Raw genomic sequence first — 18,411 nt, forward strand, 5'->3', positions numbered from 1 at the left:
TCGGGCAAGCCTGCCCATTGCACAAATCGATTGATACAATGTTCATTATCGATACGAATGATGGGCTGACCATGATCGACGAACGCCGGTTCCGCGGCATCGACCTGAACCTGCTGGTGACGTTTCTGGTGCTGATGCGCGAACGCAGCGTGTCGCGCGCGGCCGCGAAGCTGTTCATCGGCCAGCCTGCAGCCAGTGCCGCATTGGCGCGGCTGCGCGAGCAGTTCGGCGACGAGCTGCTGGTCCGCACGCCCGCCGGCATGGTGCCGACGGCGCGCGCGCAGGAGCTGGAGGCCACGTTGACGCCGGTTGTCGAGCAGATGCAGGCGGCGCTGTTCGCGCCGGCCAGCTTCGATCCGGCCGGCGCGGAGCACACGTTTACCGTCGGCGTGCCGGACTGGGTCGAGATCTGGCTGCTGCCAGGACTGCTCGGGCGCCTGCGGGAACAGGCACCGGGCGTGCGGATTGCCGTGCGGGCCAGCGACCCGTTTTCGTTTGTCGAGATGCTGGAAAACGGCCAGATCGACCTGGCGATCGGGCCGCAGGTGGACGGCCCGCGCTGGCTCAGGACGCGCCGCCTGCGCACGATGGCATTCCGCTGCCTGTACCGGCGCAGCCTGACGGACGGCACGCCGCTGACCCTGGACCAATACGTCGCCAACCCGCACGTGCTGGTCAGCTACCGCGCCGTGTTCGAAAGCGCGGCCGACGAGATGCTGGCGGGGCTGGGGCTGCGGCGCGACGTGCGCTGCACCACACCGCGCTTCGCCACGCTGCCCGAACTGCTGCGCGCAAGTCCCCTCATCGCGACGGTGCCGGACGTGCTGGCCGAGCGCTGGGCCGGCCGCCAGCTGGTGGATTCGCCCATCCCGTTCGCGCTGCCCGGTTTCGTCGCCACCGCCGCATGGCATGCGCGGCGCGCCCAGGACCCGGCGCTCGTCTGGCTGTTGGGGGCGATCGAGGTTGTGGCGGCGCAGGGCCGGCGGCAAACCCGCCAAAGGTGATGCCGGGAGGGGCGATACCACTTCGCGGGCCGTTCAAAGCGGTATCGCTGCCATAACAGCTTGTCCCGTTTCGGACATGTACGGCGCCCGCCGTGACAGGCTTTCCGGCCTGGAGGCCATGCGTGCCTGACCGTAACTGGTATTGGTCCGAAAGGAAGTTCTGAAACCACTTGACGACGTTCCTGCAGCAGCCCATCGTGTCCGCAGCGTCCGCCGGGGCGCGAGTTCAACGACGGAGACACCATGCAGACATCCACGATCGCCGCGCCGGCCCTGGCACTGCTGCTGACCGCCTGCGGCGGCAGCGACCCCGCCGCGCCGGCGGCCCCGCGCACGCTGGCCGGTGGCGTCGTCGCCAGCTGCCCCGCATGGAGCGCCGCCCAGGTCTATACGACCGGCATGTGCGCCACCTACCAGGGCAAGCAGTACGAAGCGAAATGGTGGAACCAGGCCAGCGCGCCGACGGCCGATCCGTATGGCGCGTGGAAGTACCTGGGCGATGCGACCGGGCCCGTGCCCGATCCCGAAACGCCCACGCAGCCGGGCGGCGTGCCGACCAGGGCGCAGGCCGAGGCGCGCGAGGCGCAGTTGACGGACAACGACTTCTTCAGGAAGGTCAAAGCGTCGGTGCGCACGCTCGACAACGCGGCGGTGGAAGCGGTCACGCCCGGCGCACCCGCCAATCCCGTCAACGTACGCCGTATCGAGCGCCTGCTGCCCGCGGCGAAGTGGGACTACTACTTCCCCGCGCGCGAATCGAGCTACACGTACACGCGTTTCTTGCAGGCGGTGGCGAAATTCCCGGCCGTGTGCGACGACTACGCGGACGGCCGCAACGCCGATGCCATTTGCCGCCATGCGCTGGCGACGATGTTCGCGCACTTCGCGCAGGAGACCGGCGACCATAACGCCAGCATCCCGCTGCCGCAGTGGCGCCAGGGCCTGAAGTACCTGCGCGAGTTGGGCTGCGACGAGACAGGCACGAGCTGCGGCTACAACGCCGAATGCGCCGACCCCGTCTTCAACACCGTCTGGGCCTGCGGCACGAATGCGGACGGCACGTATAAAAAATACTTCGGGCGCGGCGCCAAGCAGCTGTCGTACAACTATAACTACGGCCCGTTCTCGCAGGCGATGCACAACGGCGACCAGTCGGTGCTGCTGAAAAATCCCGACCTCGTCGCGTCGACGTGGCTCAACCTGGCCTCGGCCACGTTCTTCTTCGTCTATCCGCAGCCGCCCAAGCCTTCCATGCTGCACGTGATCGACGGCACGTGGGTGCCGAATGCGGCCGACACGGCGGCCGGCGCGGGCAACAACTTCGCCACGACGATCATGATCATCAACGCCGAATGCGGCACCGGCACGGAAAAGGCGGCTGCGCAGAACCGCATCGACTACTACAAGGAGTTCGCGCGGGACATGGGCTGGAACGTGGCCGGCGAACAGCTGTCGTGCGCGACGATGGGACGTTTCGGTCCATCCAGTTCGGCCGCCTATCCGATCTATTGGGAGAAGAACTGGAACGGCGGCGGCGACCACCAGTGCCAGCTGGTCAGCTACCAGACGCCGTACAGCGCGTTGATGCCGGGGAACTACGTCCGGTGCGTCGAGAAGAACTGGGGGGTGGTATTGCGATGATCAGGGCCTGGACGGCCGGCGCGGGCCCGGCATCTCAGTGCTGCCGGTCCACGTCGTATGAACCGAACACTTCCTGCGCCGAGCGGTTTTCCGGCAGTACGTAGACGATGCCGTTGGTGCCCTTGAATGCCGGGCCGACGACGCGGTCGAAGAAGTCCCTGGGCACATTGATGCAGCCGTAGGAGACCCGGTTGTCGAGCGGCGTCGGGCTGGCCAGGCGCTCGGCCCGGCGCTCTTTCGGCGCCGTCGTGACGACGCGATGCAGCGAGATCGCGGCATCGTAGTCGACCCACAGGATTTCTGTACCGTGCAGGTTGCGATCGAGCGCGGCGACGAAGCGGCCGGCAGGCGTCGTGCGTTCCTCGGGCCGGATCGCCGACAGCTTGCGCTCGCCGATGCCCGGGACGGAGTCGTCGCCAATGGCCAGTCCCAGCAGGACGGGCGCCGCGCCACGCAGCACGCCGTCGGCATGGAACGCATACGCCGTGGCGTACTGCTTGTCGACGATGATGAAGGGAAGGCGGCGATGGTTGTCGGAGTCGACGATCCAGTCCGCCAACTGCCGTGCTTCGGCCGATGGCGTGACGTTGCCGAAATCGGCCCGCGCCGGTGGCCCGACGTACGCGGGGATTGCCGGCGTGTCAGTCGCGATGGCCGGGGCGGCGGCGACTGCGCACGCCAGGGCGGCGGTACCGAGGGCAAAGCAACAGCGGCGGACGAGCTTCTCGAGGGAGGTCGTGGTCGTTTTTTTCATTTTTCCATATGCGTGGTCGGATGGTAACGCGATGTTCGCACCCGGCCGGAGCGTGCCGGCCGGGCATTCGCACGTCAGTTGCGGTCCTGCTTCCTGATGCGGTGCGCAGGCACGGTGGTTGCGGGTTCGGACGGCGGTTTCCCGGCTGGTGCGTCAGGTGACGCCGTAGGAACCTGCACGGGCACTGGCACGTCAGTTGACGCCGTGGGAACCTGCACGGGCACTGGCACGTCAGTTGACGCCGTGGGAACCTGCACGGGCACTGGCGCTGCAGGCACGTCCGGTCGCGGCTCGTCGAAGCGGGGAGGCAGCGAGAGTGTCTGCAGCCCGACTTCCGAAGGCGCCAGCACGATGACGGGCGCTGCGGTGTCCCGCGTCGCGACCGGCACGTTCGATATGGGCGTCTGCACCGGTGGATACGGCTGTGCGGCACCCGAAGAAGGCGTCGGCGGCGTTGCCGGCGCGGTTGGTGCCGGCGGCGCTGGCGGCAAGGCGGGCGTCGACGGCGGCGGCGTGACCGGTGCCGGTGGCGTCACCGGCGGAACCACTGCCGGCGGGACCACCACCGGCGGCACAATCACCGGCGGCTCTACAACCGGCGGCACTACAACCGGCGGCGCAACGGGCGGAGGCGCAACGGGCGGCGCAACGGCCGCTGCCTGCACGGTCAGCGTGCCGCGCGTGTAGGTAATCGCGTAGTTCCCGGGTGTAAAGGTGCCGCCGGTGGCGTCGCTGGGCGTGATCATGTAGGTACCCGGCGTGGCCGACGAAGCGACGGTGCCGGGACTGGTCTGGGTGACACTGCCGACGGTTTCGCCGTTGGCCAGGCCGCTGGTGGTGAAGCCGGTCAGGGCCACGCTCTCGTCATAGGCCCTGGTCACGCTGTCGGCCGTCACTGTCAAAGGAGCCTGCTGAATCACCAGCGTGCCGTTCAGATAGGTGATGGCATAATTGGACGGCGTGAACGTACCGCCGTCGGCGGCACCCGGAACGATGGCATACGGGCTGCCGGCCACGCTGGCGCTCGCCACCGTGCCGGCGCTGGCCGGATTCACGCTGCCGATGGTCTCGCCGTTGACCAGCCCGGTCTGGGTAAAGGCCGATGGCGACAGCACCAGGGTCTGGCCGTACGTCTTGGTCGCATCGTTTGCGCGCACGGTCAGCGGTGCCGGCGTGATGTTGGCGGTGGTAGCCGCGGTCGCGTTGGCAGTGTAGTTGGCCGCATCGGCGCCGCTGATGCCGATGCCGGTCACAGAGACCGCCTTGCCGTCGCCGACGTTGGGATCGACGAAGTTCGCCGCGGTGGCGGTGAGGTCGAGCAGGTCGCCGGCCACGCGGTTGTCCGCCAGTGCGACCACGTCGTTCCTGTTGCCGTCATAGGTCTTGTTGGTGCCCGTCGCGGTCACCATAAGGGGCCGAGGCGTGATGTCGGCCGCTGTCGTGCCGGAACCTGCCGTCGTGCCGAACGGCGCAAACAGCGCGAACTTCGCGGCGTCCGCGCCGCCCAGCGTATAGCCGGTAAAAGCGACCGGCTTGGCGGTGCCCACGTTCTTGTTGTCGAACGTCGCATTGCCTGCCACCAGCGCGACGCTGTTGCCGGTATGCGGATCGCCGCGCAACGACAGGGTGGCCGCGTTATTGCCATCGTAGACCTTGTTGTCGGCCTGCCCGAATACCCATGCCCTGGCATCGATGGTGCCGGAGGCAACCTTGTCCGTGTAAGCCGCGATCTCGGTGGTCGTGCCGGTGTAGGTGGCCGGATTGAAGCGGATCGTCGTCGCCATGGCGCTGACGGAGGCCGGCTCGATGAAGCGCACGGTGCCGCCGGCGATGCCCGGGCCGGTACCGTCGTTGTCGGCAATCAACGTCACGACGCCGTTGTCGGCGCTGATCTGGCCGTTTGCCACCACGTCGCCCCGGGCGACCAGGTCGGCCGAACCGCCGCCGTCGGCCGTGACGGCGGCCACGCTGAGGTTGCGGCCGGCACTCATCGCGATCTTCGCATTGGCGGCGCTGGCCGTCACGGCTGCCGTGCTGGTGACATCGCGCCCGCCCGTCAGCTCGATGCGCGAACCCATGGCGCTGGCCGTCAGTGCGGCGTTCACCAGCACATCGTTGCCGGCAATAAGGACCATGGCGGAGCCGGCGGTGCTGGCCGTCATGGCCGCGTTGATCCGCACGTCGTGACCTGCGTCCAGTTGCAGCTTCTGGCCCGTGGTCCAGACAACGGCGTCCGCTACGGTGATGTCGTTGGTCGCGGTGATCAGGCGATCCGAACTGGCCAGGCTGGCCGTCACGTCGTCCGGCGTCTCGTCGCCGCCGGCGGCGGCGATGGTCCAGTTGACCGGATCGAGCAGCCAGGCGCCGGTGCGGCCATGCGGTGCCAGCGTGTTGACGTGAGTGCCGCTACCGAGTACCACGTTCTTGCCTGACGTCTCGATAAAGCCGCCGTCGCCGCCCCGGGCGCCGCCGCGTGCTGTCAGCGTGGCGTTGACCGCCGTGTCGCCGGCGGACCAGACGGCGATCCGTCCGCCGTTGCCGCTGCCGATGGCGTCGGCGTGAACCGCGCCGCCGTCCACGACGGTGTCATGCGCTTGCGCGATGGCAGTGTCGCCGTGAAAGCCGCCGCCAATGTGCACCAGGCCGCCCCCGGCGTCGCCGGACGCGTCGACGATGGCGCCGGCCAGGTTGACGCTGTTGCCGAGCACCTGCACCGTGCCGCCGGTCTCGCCCGCGGCCAGGCCGGAGGCGTCGAGCGTGCCGCCGACCTGCACGGTGCCCGTCGCGGCATCGCCCGTCAGGCGGATCGTGCCGTTGCGCTGTTCCAGGCTGCGCGCCTCGATCGCGCCGCTGTTGTTGACGGCGCCCTGCAGCAGGCCGCCGGCGGCGCGTGCGCTCAGCAGCACCTGGCCGCCGTCCGCCTGGATCAGGCCGCCGTTTCGCACGAGGGCGTCCACTGCGCCCTGGCTGATGCCGACATTCAATAAGCCGTCGCCGGCAACGTCGAGCGTGATCGCACTCCCGGCGGCCAGCGCAACGCTGCCGAGCCTGGCGGCGATGATGCCGTCGTTACCGACCTGGGCGCCCAGCAGCGCGACATAGCCGCCCGGCGCGTTGATCGTCCCGAGATTGGTCACCGCGCCCGTACCGGTGCCGGCAAAATTGTAGCGGCCCGCCATGAAATCGGCGTCGCCAAGGGCCAGGCTGGAGGCGACCAGGCCGCCGACGTTGACGGTGGCGCCCTTGCCGAACAGGATGCCGTTGGGATTGATCAGGAACACCTTCCCGTTGGCCGACAGGGTGCCGAGGATGCTCGACGGGTCCGATCCCAGCACCCGGTTCAGCGCCACGGCATTGCTGCCAGGCTGGACGAAGCGCACGGATTCGCCGGCCGCCACGTTGAAGTTCTGCCAGTTGATCGCCGCGTTCGGCGTCGTCTGGGTGATCACCATGCTGCCCGGCGTGCCGCCGATGGTGGCGGTCCCTGCCATCACGACGCCGCCGGTCGGCGCCGCATGCGCGCCCGTGCCGATCATCATCAGCGACAGTGCGAGCGCCGTCATGGTCAGTGCCGTCATGGCAAGCCCGGTAGCGCCGGAGGATGGCTTGCCCGCGCCTTTGGCATGCTCGGAGACGGCAACAAAGGTGCCGGCGGCGTCGTTCCAGATCGATCGATAGATATTGTTCATTGGGTTACCTGTGATTGAGATTGCTCGACGAGATCAGAAATACTTGATGGCCTGGAGCCAGAAGCGGCCTGCCGAGTCCGGCGCGGACAGGGCCTTTCCGCCACCCAGCTTGTGGGCGTAGTAGCCTTTGACGACGAAATTGTTGGTGTCGCCCCAGATCAGCCCGACACCGGCGCCGGACAGCGACCGGTGGTTCGACCCGGTCGTCCACGGGTCCTTGCTGGTGCTGACGTCGCCGTGATCGACAAAGCCGACAAGCTGCATTCGCCCCGGCAGGCTGGCCGAGAACCGGGGCAGGGCCAGGCGTGCTTCCAGGTTCAGCACGTAGCCCTGGTCCGCGTAGGCCTCGCCTTCCGGATAGGCGCGCACGCCATACATGCCGCCCAGTTCCATTTTTTCCGACACATCCAGGTTCTTCGAGGCCAGCTGGCCATTGATGGCGGCATACAGCGATACCGACTCCGTCACGCTTTGCAGCCGCGCGGCGTTGAAAGCCAGCTTGTTGAAGCGCCCGTCGCTGCCGGCGGACGCGGCATCGACCGCGCGCAGCGCCGGCGTACGCAGGTCGATCTCGCCGGCCGACAGGGCCAGCCCGTAAGTGTTGAGACCGCCGCTGCCGAGCCGGTCGCGATGGTCGCCAAACAGGCTCGCGGTCAGCACGCGCGAGCGCTTGTTGGCGACGCTCGACGTGGCGCCGACCCGGTCCTCGAAGCGCTTCGTGTCAAAGCTCACCAGCGCGGTCAGGTTGGTGTCGCGCGAGCGCAGCAGCGGATAGGCGCCGTAGAGGCTGGCAATTTGCGCCGTGCCGCTGGCGTCCAGCGGTGCAAATTCGCGCTTCAAGCGGTAGCGCAGATGGCTGTAGGCGACGCCGGCGGTGGCTCGACCGATCTGCGCCTGATAGGAGAGGCGGGCGTAGTTCAGCCCGGAACCCGAGCTCAGCACGCGCAACGTGGCCACGTCGCCCTGTCCGGCCGGCTCGTTCAGGTTGAGGGTCGCGCCGACCCGCCAGGCGCCGGTGTAGCGGTTGCCGGCGTTGTCGGCGTCGACGCTGCCGGACACGCGCGGGCCCGGGATCAGATCCACGATCAGGTCGGAGGCACCGACCGATGCGCCGGGTACGAGCGTCGACTTGACGCCCACCCCGGGCAGGTCCGACAGCAGCAGCAGCCGTTCTTCCAGGGGTTCGATGGCGACGATGCCGCCCTCGTCCAGCCCGCCAAGCAGGCGGTTCGCCACGTTGTCGGCAACCCGGCTGCCGTTGCGCAGTGCGACCTTGCCGTAACGGCCTTCGATGACCGTGATCGTGACGGCGCCGTCGCGGATGTCCTGCTGCGGCACGAATGCCTGCGCCAGGAAGTAGCCGTTGCGGTGATAAAAGGCGGCGATTCTCGCGGCCATGGCGCGCAGGTCGGCGAGCGACAACCGGCTGCCGGCGTCAAAGCCGGTCAACGCCAGCAGTTCGGCTTCGGAATAGACCTGCGACCCGGTCACGCCCAGGCGCTTGACAACGATGCTGATGCCGGCCGGCTCGGACGCCGTGGCGGCGGGGCTGGTGGCGGGGGCGGGGAGGGCGGGCGAACGTTTTTCCGGTACCGGCGCTGGGGGGATCTGCTGCATCTGGCTGCCGGCGCTCGGGAGCTGCTGGGCGAACACGCCGTGGCTTATGGCCAGCAGCGCGCATGGGATCAATTTGGTTTTCATCATTCTTGGCTTTACGGGTTAGCTAACGGCGCACCCAACGGCTCGCGGTACTGCAGGCGAGCGGACGATTACGCCGACGCACCTGGCAGGTGCGTGCGGACGTCGTCGCGGATGAGGCGCAAGGAATATCTGGCAGACGGTGCGGGCGCGGATGACTGGTGGCGCCGGCGAGGGAGGCCGGATTCGTGCGCCGGAAGATTCGGCGGCAAGCCCGGGAGTGGCCACTCTTTTGCGAGTGACGCAACCGGCGCGTGCATGTCGCCGGAAAGAAGGCAGTACGTTAAATGTCGGCCGGCAGGGGTATCCGGATCAAGGCATGGCTTTATTGCGCAAGACCGGAGAGTAGCAGGATGGCGCGGGATTTACGCCGGTTCCCTGTATTAATGGAGCGATGTGCGGATATACGACAGAAGTGCCCCGCAAACGTGGTCGATAACTACACGTGTTGTCACAACGCTCCCTGCGGTCGGTGAGCACGGCGGCTGCGAGGTGCCGGCAGACGACGGCTCGGCGGTCACGCCCTGAATGGATTGCGTTCGTTCAGTTCATCCATGTAGGCCTCGATGCCGCCGCTTTCGCGCGCCAGGAAGCGCTCGACGGCGTCGGCAAAGGCGGGGTGGGCGAGCCAGTGGGCCGACCACGTCTTGGTGGGCAGGAAGCCTCGCGCCATCTTGTGTTCGCCCTGCGCGCCGCCTTCGAACGTGGCGATGCCTTGTTCGATGCAGAACTCCAGCGGCTGGTAATACGCCGTCTCGAAGTGCAGGCAGGGGACGTGTTCGATGGCGCCCCAGTAACGGCCGTACAGCGTGTCGGCCGTGTGGATGACGAGCGACGCCGCGATGGGCCGGCCATCACGTTCGGCGATGACGAGCAGGATATTTCCCGGCATCGCCCTGCCGATGCGCCGGAAGAAGTCCAGGTTCAGGTAGGGCGAGGAGTGGTGCTCGGCATACGTGTTCTTGTAGCAGCGGTGGAAGAAGCGCCAGTCGGCGTCCGTTGCATCGGCACCGCGCACGCGCCGCATCGTCACGCCGGCTTCGCGCACCTTGCGCCGCTCGGCGCGGATGTTCTTGCGCTTCTTGTGTTCCAGCGTGGCCAGGAACGCCTCGAAGTCCCCGTAACCCTGGTTCAGCCAGTGGAACTGAACGTTCGAGCGCAGCATGAAGCCCGCCTCGTGCAGTTGCGCGGCCTGTGCTTCCGGCGGATACAGCACGTGCGTGGACGACATGCCGGCCGCTCTCTGCTGCGCGATCAGATAGTCGATCAGCAGGGCGCGTGCGGCATCGTCCTTCGCCAGGAGGCGCGGCCCCGTCACGGGCGTGAACGGAATGGCCGACAGCAGCTTCGGGTAATACTCCACGCCGTTGCGGTGGTACGCATCGGCCCAGGCCCAGTCGAATACGTATTCGCCATAGGAGTGCGACTTGACGTACAGCGGCATGGCGGCCACCAGTTCGCTGCCCCCATCCGTATCATCCCAGATCGCCAGATACTGCGGCTGCCAGCCGGTATCGGCGCACGCGCTGCCCGATTCGTGCAGCGCGTGCAGGAAGGCATGCGACAGGAAGGGATTGGGATCGAGGCCGGACGCCTGGCGCGCCAGCAGCGCGGTCCATGCGGCTTCGCCGGCTTCGTCGAGGGAGGAAAGGACGCCAGTGCGATAGGTCATCGCCGGATTGTACGCAAATTCCGGGGCGGACGCCGGATGCACTGTATCGTTAGGTCAATGTTAAAATCTTCGCCATTCACGTCCCTTCACTGGTCCCATGCCGCAACCATTCCACAATCTGTATTCGCACGATTTCGTCCGCGTCGCCGTGGGCGTGCCGCGCTGCCGCGTCGCCGATCCGCTGTATAACGCCGAGCAGACCATCCTGCTGGCCGAGCAAGGCGCCGCCAAGGGCGCGCTGCTGGTGGCGTTCCCCGAGCTGGGCCTGTCGTCCTACACGTGCGACGACCTGTTCCATCAACGGGCGTTGCAGGAAGCGGTGCTGGAAGCGCTGGCGAAAGTGGTCGAGGCATCGATCCGGATTCCCGCCGCGCTGGTGGTCGGGCTGCCGCTGCGCGTCGATCACCGGCTCTTCAATTGCGCCGTCGTCGTTGCCGGCGGACGGGTGCAGGGCGTCGTGCCGAAGATCTACCTGCCCAACTATAACGAGTTCTACGAGGTGCGCCAGTTCAGCAGCGCGGACGACGCCATCTCGACGGAGATCGAACTGCTGGGCCAGCGCGTGCCGTTCGGCGCGCAGCAGCTGTTCCAGGTGGCGAACCTGCCACTGATGAAGTTCCATATCGAGACGTGCGAGGACCTGTGGGTGCCGATTCCGCCGTCGTCGTATGCGACGCTGGCCGGCGCCACGGTGCTGGTGAACCTGTCGGCATCGAACATCGTCGTCGGCAAATCCGATTACCGCCACCAGCTCGTCGGGCAGCAGTCGGGCCGCTGCATGGCCGCCTACCTGTATTCGTCGGCGGGGCGGGGCGAGTCGACCACGGACCTGGCGTGGGACGGCCAGGCCCTCATTTACGAAAACGGGGAGCTGCTGGCCGAGGCGGAGCGCTTCCAGGACGATTCGCACCTGATCTTCGCGGACGTCGACCTGGAGCGGCTGTCGCGCGACCGCATGCGCACCAACACGTTTGGCCAGTCGATGGCGCGCCACGCGGAGCAGATCGCCGCCTTCCGCACCGTCAGCTTCGCGCTGGAAGTGCCGGCGCGCGACGTGCTGCCGCTGCAGCGCAAGGTTGCGCGCTACCCATACGTGCCGGCCAACCCGCAGCTGCGCGACAAGCGCTGCATGGAGGTCTACAACATCCAGGTGGGCGCGCTGGTGCAGCGCATGTCCGCCAGTGGCGTGAAGAAGGCCGTCATCGGCATCTCCGGCGGCCTCGATTCGACGCATGCGCTGCTGGTCTGCGCCAAGGCGATGGATCACCTGAAGCTGCCACGCACGAACATCATGGCGTACACGATGCCCGGGTTCGCCACCAGTTCGCGCACGCTGGAGCAGGCGCGCCGGCTGATGGCCTTTGTCGGCTGCACGGCCGCCGAAATCGACATCCGCCCCAGCTGCATCCAGATGCTCAAGGATATCGGCCACCCGTATGCGCAAGGGCGCGAGGAGTACGACGTCACGTTCGAGAACGTGCAGGCGGGCGAACGCACCAGCCACCTGTTCCGGCTGGCGAACCACCACAACGGCATCGTCATCGGCACGGGCGACCTGTCCGAGCTGGCGCTGGGCTGGTGCACCTATGGCGTGGGCGACCATATGTCGCACTACAACGTCAACGCCAGCGTGCCCAAGACGCTGATCTCGCACCTGGTGCGCTGGGTGGCGGAAAGCCGCCAGTTTGGCGATGACGACTCACAGGTGCTGTTGGATGTGGTCAATACCGAGATCAGCCCCGAGCTGGTGCCGGGCAAGGCCAACGACGACAAGGCGCCGGCGCAAAGCACGCAAAGCGTCATCGGCCCTTACGAACTGCAGGACTTCAACCTGTACTACACGCTGCGCTTCGGCTTCACGCCGGCCAAGATCGCCTTCCTCGCGCACCATGCGTGGAAGGACCGCACGGCAGGCACGTGGCCGGACGAGGCGCACGTGGCGCGCAACGAATACGCGCTCAAGGACATCAAGCACAACTTGGGCATCTTCATGCGCCGCTTCTTCCAGAGCCAGTTCAAGCGCACTTGCGTGCCAAACGCGCCGAAGGTGGGTTCGGGCGGTTCGCTGTCGCCGCGCGGCGACTGGCGCGCGCCGAGCGATGCCGAATCGGTGGTCTGGCTGGAGAACCTGAAGACCGTGCCGGACGCTTGACCCTATCGCACCATTCATCAATAAGGAGAATGCAATGAAACAGATTACCGCCGTTATCAAGCCGTTCAAGCTGGACGAAGTGCGCGAGGCGCTGGCCGAGGTCAACGTCACCGGCCTGACCGTCACGGAAGTGAAGGGCTTCGGGCGCCAGAAGGGCCACACCGAGCTGTACCGCGGCGCGGAATATGTCGTCGATTTCCTGCCGAAGGTGAAGGTGGAAGTGGTGGTGGACGATGGCGTGGCCGAGCAGGTCGTCGACGCCATCATCAAGGCCGCCCGCACGGGCAAGATCGGCGACGGCAAGATCTTCGTGCAGAACGTCGAGCAGGTGGTGCGGATCCGTACCGGCGAGACGGGCGCGGAAGCCGTCTGATGGACCAGCCCGTGTCCCAATCGCGATGCCGGGCACCGCGATGGGACATGGGCTCAGCAGCTGATCACGAGGGCCGGCCGATGCGCATGTCGAACTTCCACGTCAGCAGGCGCAGCATGGAGATGGTGGCCGCGCTGAGCCACAGGGCGAAGTCGTTCGGTACGTTGTCGACCTGCTGCAACAGGATGTACAGCCAGCAGCCGACAAAGGCGCAGATGGCGTAGGGTTTGCCGTCGCGGAAGACCATCGGCACTTCGTTACAGACGATATCGCGCAGCACGCCGCCGAAGATCCCGGTGATGACGCCCATCATCGCCGCGATGAACACGGGCATGCCGGCTGTCTGCGCCTGCGATACGCCGGCCACGGCAAACAGCCCCAGGCCGACGGCATCGGCCACGACGATCAGGCGCTCGGAAACGATATGGCGCAGGTGTTTCATGAATGGCGCCACCGTCAGCGCCATCACGAACAGCAGAATCGTGTATTCCTGGTGCTCAACCCAGAACAGGGGCCGCTTGTCCAGCAGGATGTCGCGCAGCGTGCCGCCGCCAAACGCGGCGATAAAGGCAACGATGATGACGCCGACGATATCCATCCGCTTGCGTCGCGCCTCGACAAACCCCGAGAAAGCCCCGACCATGATGGCCACCACTTCGATGACGGTGATGAGCGAAACGTGGGGAACGAGTTGCATGCGGCGCGCTGTGAGTGGTTAGTTCCCACAGGTTAACATGCGTGGCGACAGCAGCAAAGAGCGAAAACCGGTGACAGGCTCCGATTTCGCGGGAAATATTGCCCGGTAATCGGAGCCTGTCACCGGTTTTCTGGTTTTCCGCGTTCGGTGGCGTAAAAAACCGGTGACAGGCTCCGATTTCCCAATCGTCTTGCCCGGAAACCGGAGCCCGTCACCGGTTTCCGGCTCTGCGATTTTTAGCGTTCGGGGCGCAGTGCCGCGCGCAGCAACACGATGAGAGCGCCTTCGCCGCCCTCGGAAGCACGCGCCTGGCTGAAGGCGATGACGCCGTCCGTCTGCACCAGCCAGCTGTGTACCATCGATTTGAGCACGGGCTCCTGGCCTTTCGAGCCGAAGCCGCGGCCGTGGATGACGCAGACGCAGCGGTGGCCGCGCCGGTTGGCGCGCATCAGGAACGTGCCGATCGCGTTGCGCGCATCGTCACGGCGCATGCCGTGCAGGTCGAGTTCGTCCTGCACGGGCCAGTAGCCCTTGCGCAGCCGCTTCATGACGTCGTTGCCGACACCGGGCGCCAGGTAGTTCAGCGCCGGGTCTTCTTCCATGTAGTGATCGACCTCGAACAGGTCGGACAGCATGGCTTCGCGCATCACGGCCGCGTCGTCTTCCTTCTGATCAAGCGCGTTCAGCTTGCGTTTCGGCGCCGACGCGACGGCAATCGGTTTCGGCGCCCGCGGCACGTAACGGTTCGATTCGGGCAGCTTCTTCACGCCGCCCAGGCTGCCCCGAAAGACGTTCGCCTCGGCCAGCCGCTGCTTTTCAAGCGCGATGCGCTCCGCTTCCGCGGCCGCTTTCGCCTCGCCGTCTTCCTTCAGCTGTTTGCTCAGGCCCTTCAGGTCGGCAAAGCTTTTCAGTCCTGCCATCGTGCCGGCTCCTTTGACGATTTACTCTTGCGCTTCGAGGTAGCGCTGGGCGTCCAGCGCGGCCATGCAGCCCGTGCCGGCGCTCGTGATGGCCTGGCGGTAGACGTGGTCCTGCACGTCACCGGCGGCGAACACGCCGGGGATCGATGTCGACGTCGCCATGCCTTCCGTGCCGGCACGCGTTTTCAGGTAGCCGTTGTGCATGTCCAGCTGGCCTTCGAAGATGCCCGTGTTCGGCTTGTGGCCGATTGCCACGAACAAGCCGTGCACGGAAATATTCGACAGTTCGCCGTCGTTCGACTTCAGCGTCAGGCCCGTCACGCCGCTCGTATCGCCCGTCACTTCATGCAGGCTGTTGTTCAGTTTCAGCTCGATCTTGCCCTCGGCAACCTTGGCCATCAGGCGGTCGACGAGGATCGGCTCGGCGCGGAACTTGTCGCGGCGGTGGATCAGCGTGACCTTGTTGGCGATGTTCGACAGGTACAGCGCTTCCTCGACCGCCGTGTTGCCGCCGCCGATGACGGCCACTTCCTGGCCGCGGTAGAAGAAGCCGTCGCAGGTGGCGCAGGCGGAAACGCCGCGACCCATGAATTCCTCTTCCGACGGCAGGCCCAGGTACTGTGCCGACGCGCCGGTGGCGATGATCAGCGCGTCGCAGGTGTATTCACCGGCGTCGCCGATCAGGCGGAATGGCTTCTCCGACAACCTGGCCGTGTGGATATGGTCGAACACGATCTCGGTATTGAAACGCTCGGCGTGCTGCAGCAGGCGCTGCATCAGCTCCGGCCCCTGCACGCCCAGCGGGTCGCCGGGCCAGTTCTCGACGTCCGTCGTGGTCATCAGCTGGCCGCCCTGTTCGACGCCGGTCACGAGCATCGGCTTCAGGTTGGCGCGCGCGGCGTAGACGGCGGCGCTGTAGCCGGCTGGGCCGGAGCCAAGAATCAGGACGCGGGCGTGTTTGGTAGTGGTCATGGAGCTTCTTCTCGCGAGATTGGGATACAACGAAAGTTGGGGCATTGCCGTGAAGAACAAGAGCGGAGTCTTGCACAAGAGCTGCGTCTTGCGCACCCGACGATTCACGGCAGCAAACAGCGATTATAAAGGGAATGACGCCAAACCGTTCCGGCCGCCCCCGCCGTTCCGGGAAAGAACGGCACCGAAGGCGCACATATATATGCAACCGGCTGCAACAGAAAGGCCGGCTGGCCCGTGGATGCCTTAAAATACGGGCATTAGAAGCAACTTTACCCTGCGACAAATTCCGTGCGCAACAAAACCGGGGTCAACAGAGCCCAGAGCCGCACCCCAGAGCCCCTAAGCAACAAACATGAGCAAAACGAGTCAACCGACCAGTAACAGCAGCAGTGGCAGCTACCGGCGTACGGCCATCGAACGTCAGCCGCTGCCGAACCGGCTGGTGCGGCTGCTGTCCGAAGCGCGCTGGTTCGCCCTGGCCGCGGTCTGCCTGTATTTCATCCTCATCATGGCCAGCTACCACAAGGTCGATCCCGGCTGGTCGCATGCGAGCCTCGTGCCGAAGGTGTCGAACCTGGGCGGCCGGGCCGGCGCGTGGGTGTCCGACCTGATGCTGTTCATCTTCGGTTTTTCCGCCTGGTGGTGGTGCCTGTATCTGGTGCGATACGTCTGGCGCGGCTACCGCCGCCTGACGCGCACCTTCCTGCTCGAGCAGCCGCCCGAGGAAGATCCGGAGCACAGCCACGAAGGCTTCATCCGCCTGATCGGTTTTGTCCTGCTGCTGATCGGCAGCATGGGCCTCGAGTACCTGCGCCTGCGCACCCTGCACGTGGAGCTGCCGCGCGCGGCCGGCGGCGTGCTGGGGCAGCTGATCGGTAACGCCGCCCACGTCGGGCTGGGCTCGACCGGCGGCACGCTGATGCTGCTGCTGCTGTTCGCCATCGGCTTCTCGCTGTTCTTCCACGTCTCGTGGATGGCCGTGGCCGAGCGCATCGGCGAAACGATCGAGCTGTCGATCGAATGGGTGATCATGCGCTACCAGGACCGCGAGGACCGGCGCCAGGGCATGGCCGCCACTGTCAAGCGCGAGGAGGTCGTCGTCAAGGAGCGCGAGAAGCAGGTCGAGCGTCATCCCGAGCTGCTGCAGAAGCTGGCCGCCAGGGCAGTCAAGGCAGTCAAGGGCGAAGACAAGGCGGAGCCGGCAGCCGCGCCGGCCGCTGCGGCGCCGGCCGCCGCAGCGCCAGCGGTCCCAACGATCATCCGCGTCGAACCGCAGATGGTGTCGATACCGAAATCGGAACGGGCCGAGAAAGAAAAGCAGGCGCCGCTGTTCAGCGACATCGAGAACACGGACATGCCGCCGCTGGCGCTGCTGGACGAGGCGCCGCCGGCGCAGGAGACGGTGGCCGTCGAGACGCTGGAATTCACCAGCCGCCTGATCGAGAAGAAGCTGTCGGACTTCGGCGTCGAAGCGAAAGTCGTCGCGGCGTACCCGGGGCCTGTCGTCACGCGCTACGAGATCGAGCCGGCGACGGGCGTCAAGGGCAGCCAGATCGTCAACCTGGCGCGCGACCTGGCGCGCTCGCTGTCGCTGACGTCGATCCGCGTCGTCGAGACGATCCCGGGCAAGAACTACATGGCGCTGGAGCTGCCGAACGCAAAGCGGCAGATCGTGCGCCTGTCCGAGATCGTCGGCTCGAAGGTGTATGCGGACAACGCCTCGTCGCTGACCGTCGCGCTGGGCAAGGACATCGCCGGCAAGCCCGTCGTGGCCGACCTGGCCAAGATGCCCCACCTGCTGGTGGCCGGTACCACGGGTTCCGGTAAGTCCGTCGGCATCAACGCGACGATCCTGTCGCTGCTGTACAAGTCCGACCCGCACGACGTCCGGATGATCCTGATCGATCCGAAGATGCTGGAGATGTCGGTGTACGAAGGCATTCCGCACCTGCTGGCGCCCGTCGTCACGGACATGCGCCAAGCCGGCCATGCGCTGAACTGGGCCGTCAACGAGATGGAGCGGCGCTACAAGCTGATGTCGAAACTGGGGGTGCGTAACCTGGCCGGCTACAACGCCAAGATCGCCGAAGCGAAGAAGCGCGAGGAGCACATCCCGAACCCGTTTTCCATCACGCCCGATTCGCCGGAGCCGCTGGAGAAGCTGCCGACGATCGTCATCATCATCGACGAACTGGCCGACCTGATGATGGTGGTCGGGAAGAAGGTCGAGGAACTGATCGCCCGTATCGCGCAAAAGGCGCGTGCGGCGGGCCTGCACTTGATTCTGGCCACGCAGCGCCCATCTGTGGACGTGATCACGGGCCTGATCAAGGCGAACATCCCGACGCGTATCGCGTTCCAGGTGTCGTCGAAGATCGACTCGCGCACGATTCTGGACCAGATGGGCGCCGAGACGCTGCTGGGCATGGGCGACATGCTGTACATGCCGCCCGGGACCGGCCTGCCGATCCGCGTGCACGGCGCGTTCGTGTCGGACGAGGAAGTGCACCGCGTCGTCGCCCACCTGAAGCTGCAGGGCGAACCGAACTACATCGACGGCATCCTCGAAGGCGGCACGCTGGAGGATGGCAGCGGTGGCGAAGGCGCCGCGGCGGGCGAGGGCGGCGGCGAGGCCGACCCGATGTACGACCAGGCCGTGCAGGTGGTACTGAAGAACCGCCGCGCCTCGATCTCGCTGGTGCAGCGTCACCTGCGCATCGGCTACAACCGCGCGGCGCGCCTGCTGGAACAAATGGAACAGAGCGGCGTCGTCTCCGCCATGCAATCGAACGGCAACCGGGACATTCTCGTCCCCGCCGCTTCCGCAGAATAAGGA

12 protein-coding genes are annotated in these 18,411 nt (G+C 66.4%); 5 read left to right on the top strand and 7 right to left on the bottom strand.

What is annotated here, in order from left to right:
* The first annotated feature begins 38 nt into the window (after window positions 1-38).
* A complete protein-coding gene (locus tag E1742_RS25070) occupies window positions 39-1,004 on the top strand; it encodes a LysR substrate-binding domain-containing protein (RefSeq protein WP_206076709.1) in 966 nt (321 codons plus the stop codon).
* A gap of 243 nt (window positions 1,005-1,247) precedes the next feature.
* Complete coding sequence (locus E1742_RS25075; protein ID WP_134387747.1) at window positions 1,248-2,645, top strand: glycoside hydrolase family 19 protein; 1,398 nt, start codon at window positions 1,248-1,250, stop codon at window positions 2,643-2,645.
* A gap of 34 nt (window positions 2,646-2,679) precedes the next feature.
* Here the strand turns inward: E1742_RS25075 and E1742_RS25080 are convergent, their stop codons facing one another.
* The 4 genes from E1742_RS25080 to E1742_RS25095 form a co-directional block, all read right to left on the bottom strand.
* The gene (locus tag E1742_RS25080) at window positions 2,680-3,399 is read right to left on the bottom strand and encodes a hypothetical protein (protein WP_229466340.1); all 720 of its coding nucleotides are present in this window, start codon (window positions 3,397-3,399) and stop codon (window positions 2,680-2,682) included.
* A gap of 74 nt (window positions 3,400-3,473) precedes the next feature.
* Window positions 3,474-7,088 (bottom strand): two-partner secretion domain-containing protein, encoded by a 3,615-nt coding sequence (locus E1742_RS25085; RefSeq protein ID WP_134387748.1) that lies wholly within the window; start codon window positions 7,086-7,088, stop codon window positions 3,474-3,476.
* 33 nt (window positions 7,089-7,121) lie between these two features.
* Complete coding sequence (locus E1742_RS25090; protein WP_134387749.1) at window positions 7,122-8,792, bottom strand: ShlB/FhaC/HecB family hemolysin secretion/activation protein; 1,671 nt, start codon at window positions 8,790-8,792, stop codon at window positions 7,122-7,124.
* Window positions 8,793-9,303: 511 nt separating this feature from the next.
* Window positions 9,304-10,458, bottom strand: a complete 1,155-nt coding sequence (locus E1742_RS25095) for a GNAT family N-acetyltransferase (protein ID WP_134387750.1) — start codon at window positions 10,456-10,458, stop codon at window positions 9,304-9,306.
* A 97-nt stretch (window positions 10,459-10,555) separates the two neighbouring features.
* Between E1742_RS25095 and E1742_RS25100 the strand changes: the two genes are divergently transcribed.
* Window positions 10,556-12,610, top strand: coding sequence for an NAD(+) synthase (locus E1742_RS25100; protein ID WP_134387751.1), 2,055 nt, complete (start codon window positions 10,556-10,558; stop codon window positions 12,608-12,610).
* Between the two features lie 34 nt (window positions 12,611-12,644).
* Window positions 12,645-12,983: a P-II family nitrogen regulator gene (locus E1742_RS25105; protein ID WP_134387752.1), complete on the top strand. Its 339-nt coding sequence runs from the start codon at window positions 12,645-12,647 to the stop codon at window positions 12,981-12,983.
* 64 nt (window positions 12,984-13,047) lie between these two features.
* On the opposite strand, the gene E1742_RS25110 is transcribed toward E1742_RS25105, so the two are convergent.
* From E1742_RS25110 to trxB, 3 genes are all read right to left on the bottom strand, one after another.
* The gene (locus E1742_RS25110; protein ID WP_134387753.1) at window positions 13,048-13,680 is read right to left on the bottom strand and encodes a trimeric intracellular cation channel family protein; all 633 of its coding nucleotides are present in this window, start codon (window positions 13,678-13,680) and stop codon (window positions 13,048-13,050) included.
* 236 nt (window positions 13,681-13,916) lie between these two features.
* The gene (locus E1742_RS25115) at window positions 13,917-14,600 is read right to left on the bottom strand and encodes a Smr/MutS family protein (RefSeq protein WP_134387754.1); all 684 of its coding nucleotides are present in this window, start codon (window positions 14,598-14,600) and stop codon (window positions 13,917-13,919) included.
* Window positions 14,601-14,621: 21 nt separating this feature from the next.
* Complete coding sequence (trxB, locus tag E1742_RS25120) at window positions 14,622-15,572, bottom strand: thioredoxin-disulfide reductase (protein WP_134387755.1); 951 nt, start codon at window positions 15,570-15,572, stop codon at window positions 14,622-14,624.
* Window positions 15,573-15,927: 355 nt separating this feature from the next.
* Between trxB and E1742_RS25125 the strand changes: the two genes are divergently transcribed.
* Entirely contained in the window at window positions 15,928-18,408 is a 2,481-nt protein-coding gene (locus E1742_RS25125; RefSeq protein ID WP_134387756.1) for a DNA translocase FtsK, read from the top strand.
* Window positions 18,409-18,411 lie beyond the last annotated feature (3 nt).

This window comes from Pseudoduganella plicata (genome assembly GCF_004421005.1).
GTDB lineage: Bacteria > Pseudomonadota > Gammaproteobacteria > Burkholderiales > Burkholderiaceae_D > Rugamonas > Rugamonas plicata.

Excerpts from the sequence above, each read along its gene's own strand:
- E1742_RS25080 (WP_229466340.1), bottom strand. The coding sequence starts at position 3,399 with ATGAAAAAAACGACCACGACCTCCCTCGAGAAGCTCGTCCGCCGCTGT.
- E1742_RS25110 (WP_134387753.1), bottom strand. The coding sequence starts at position 13,680 with ATGCAACTCGTTCCCCACGTTTCGCTCATCACCGTCATCGAAGTGGTG.
- E1742_RS25125 (WP_134387756.1), top strand. The coding sequence starts at position 15,928 with ATGAGCAAAACGAGTCAACCGACCAGTAACAGCAGCAGTGGCAGCTAC.
- E1742_RS25090 (WP_134387749.1), bottom strand. The coding sequence starts at position 8,792 with ATGATGAAAACCAAATTGATCCCATGCGCGCTGCTGGCCATAAGCCAC.
- E1742_RS25070 (WP_206076709.1), top strand. The coding sequence starts at position 39 with ATGTTCATTATCGATACGAATGATGGGCTGACCATGATCGACGAACGC.
- E1742_RS25100 (WP_134387751.1), top strand. The coding sequence starts at position 10,556 with ATGCCGCAACCATTCCACAATCTGTATTCGCACGATTTCGTCCGCGTC.
- E1742_RS25095 (WP_134387750.1), bottom strand. The coding sequence starts at position 10,458 with ATGACCTATCGCACTGGCGTCCTTTCCTCCCTCGACGAAGCCGGCGAA.
- E1742_RS25075 (WP_134387747.1), top strand. The coding sequence starts at position 1,248 with ATGCAGACATCCACGATCGCCGCGCCGGCCCTGGCACTGCTGCTGACC.
- trxB (WP_134387755.1), bottom strand. The coding sequence starts at position 15,572 with ATGACCACTACCAAACACGCCCGCGTCCTGATTCTTGGCTCCGGCCCA.
- E1742_RS25115 (WP_134387754.1), bottom strand. The coding sequence starts at position 14,600 with ATGGCAGGACTGAAAAGCTTTGCCGACCTGAAGGGCCTGAGCAAACAG.
- E1742_RS25085 (WP_134387748.1), bottom strand. The coding sequence starts at position 7,088 with ATGAACAATATCTATCGATCGATCTGGAACGACGCCGCCGGCACCTTT.
- E1742_RS25105 (WP_134387752.1), top strand. The coding sequence starts at position 12,645 with ATGAAACAGATTACCGCCGTTATCAAGCCGTTCAAGCTGGACGAAGTG.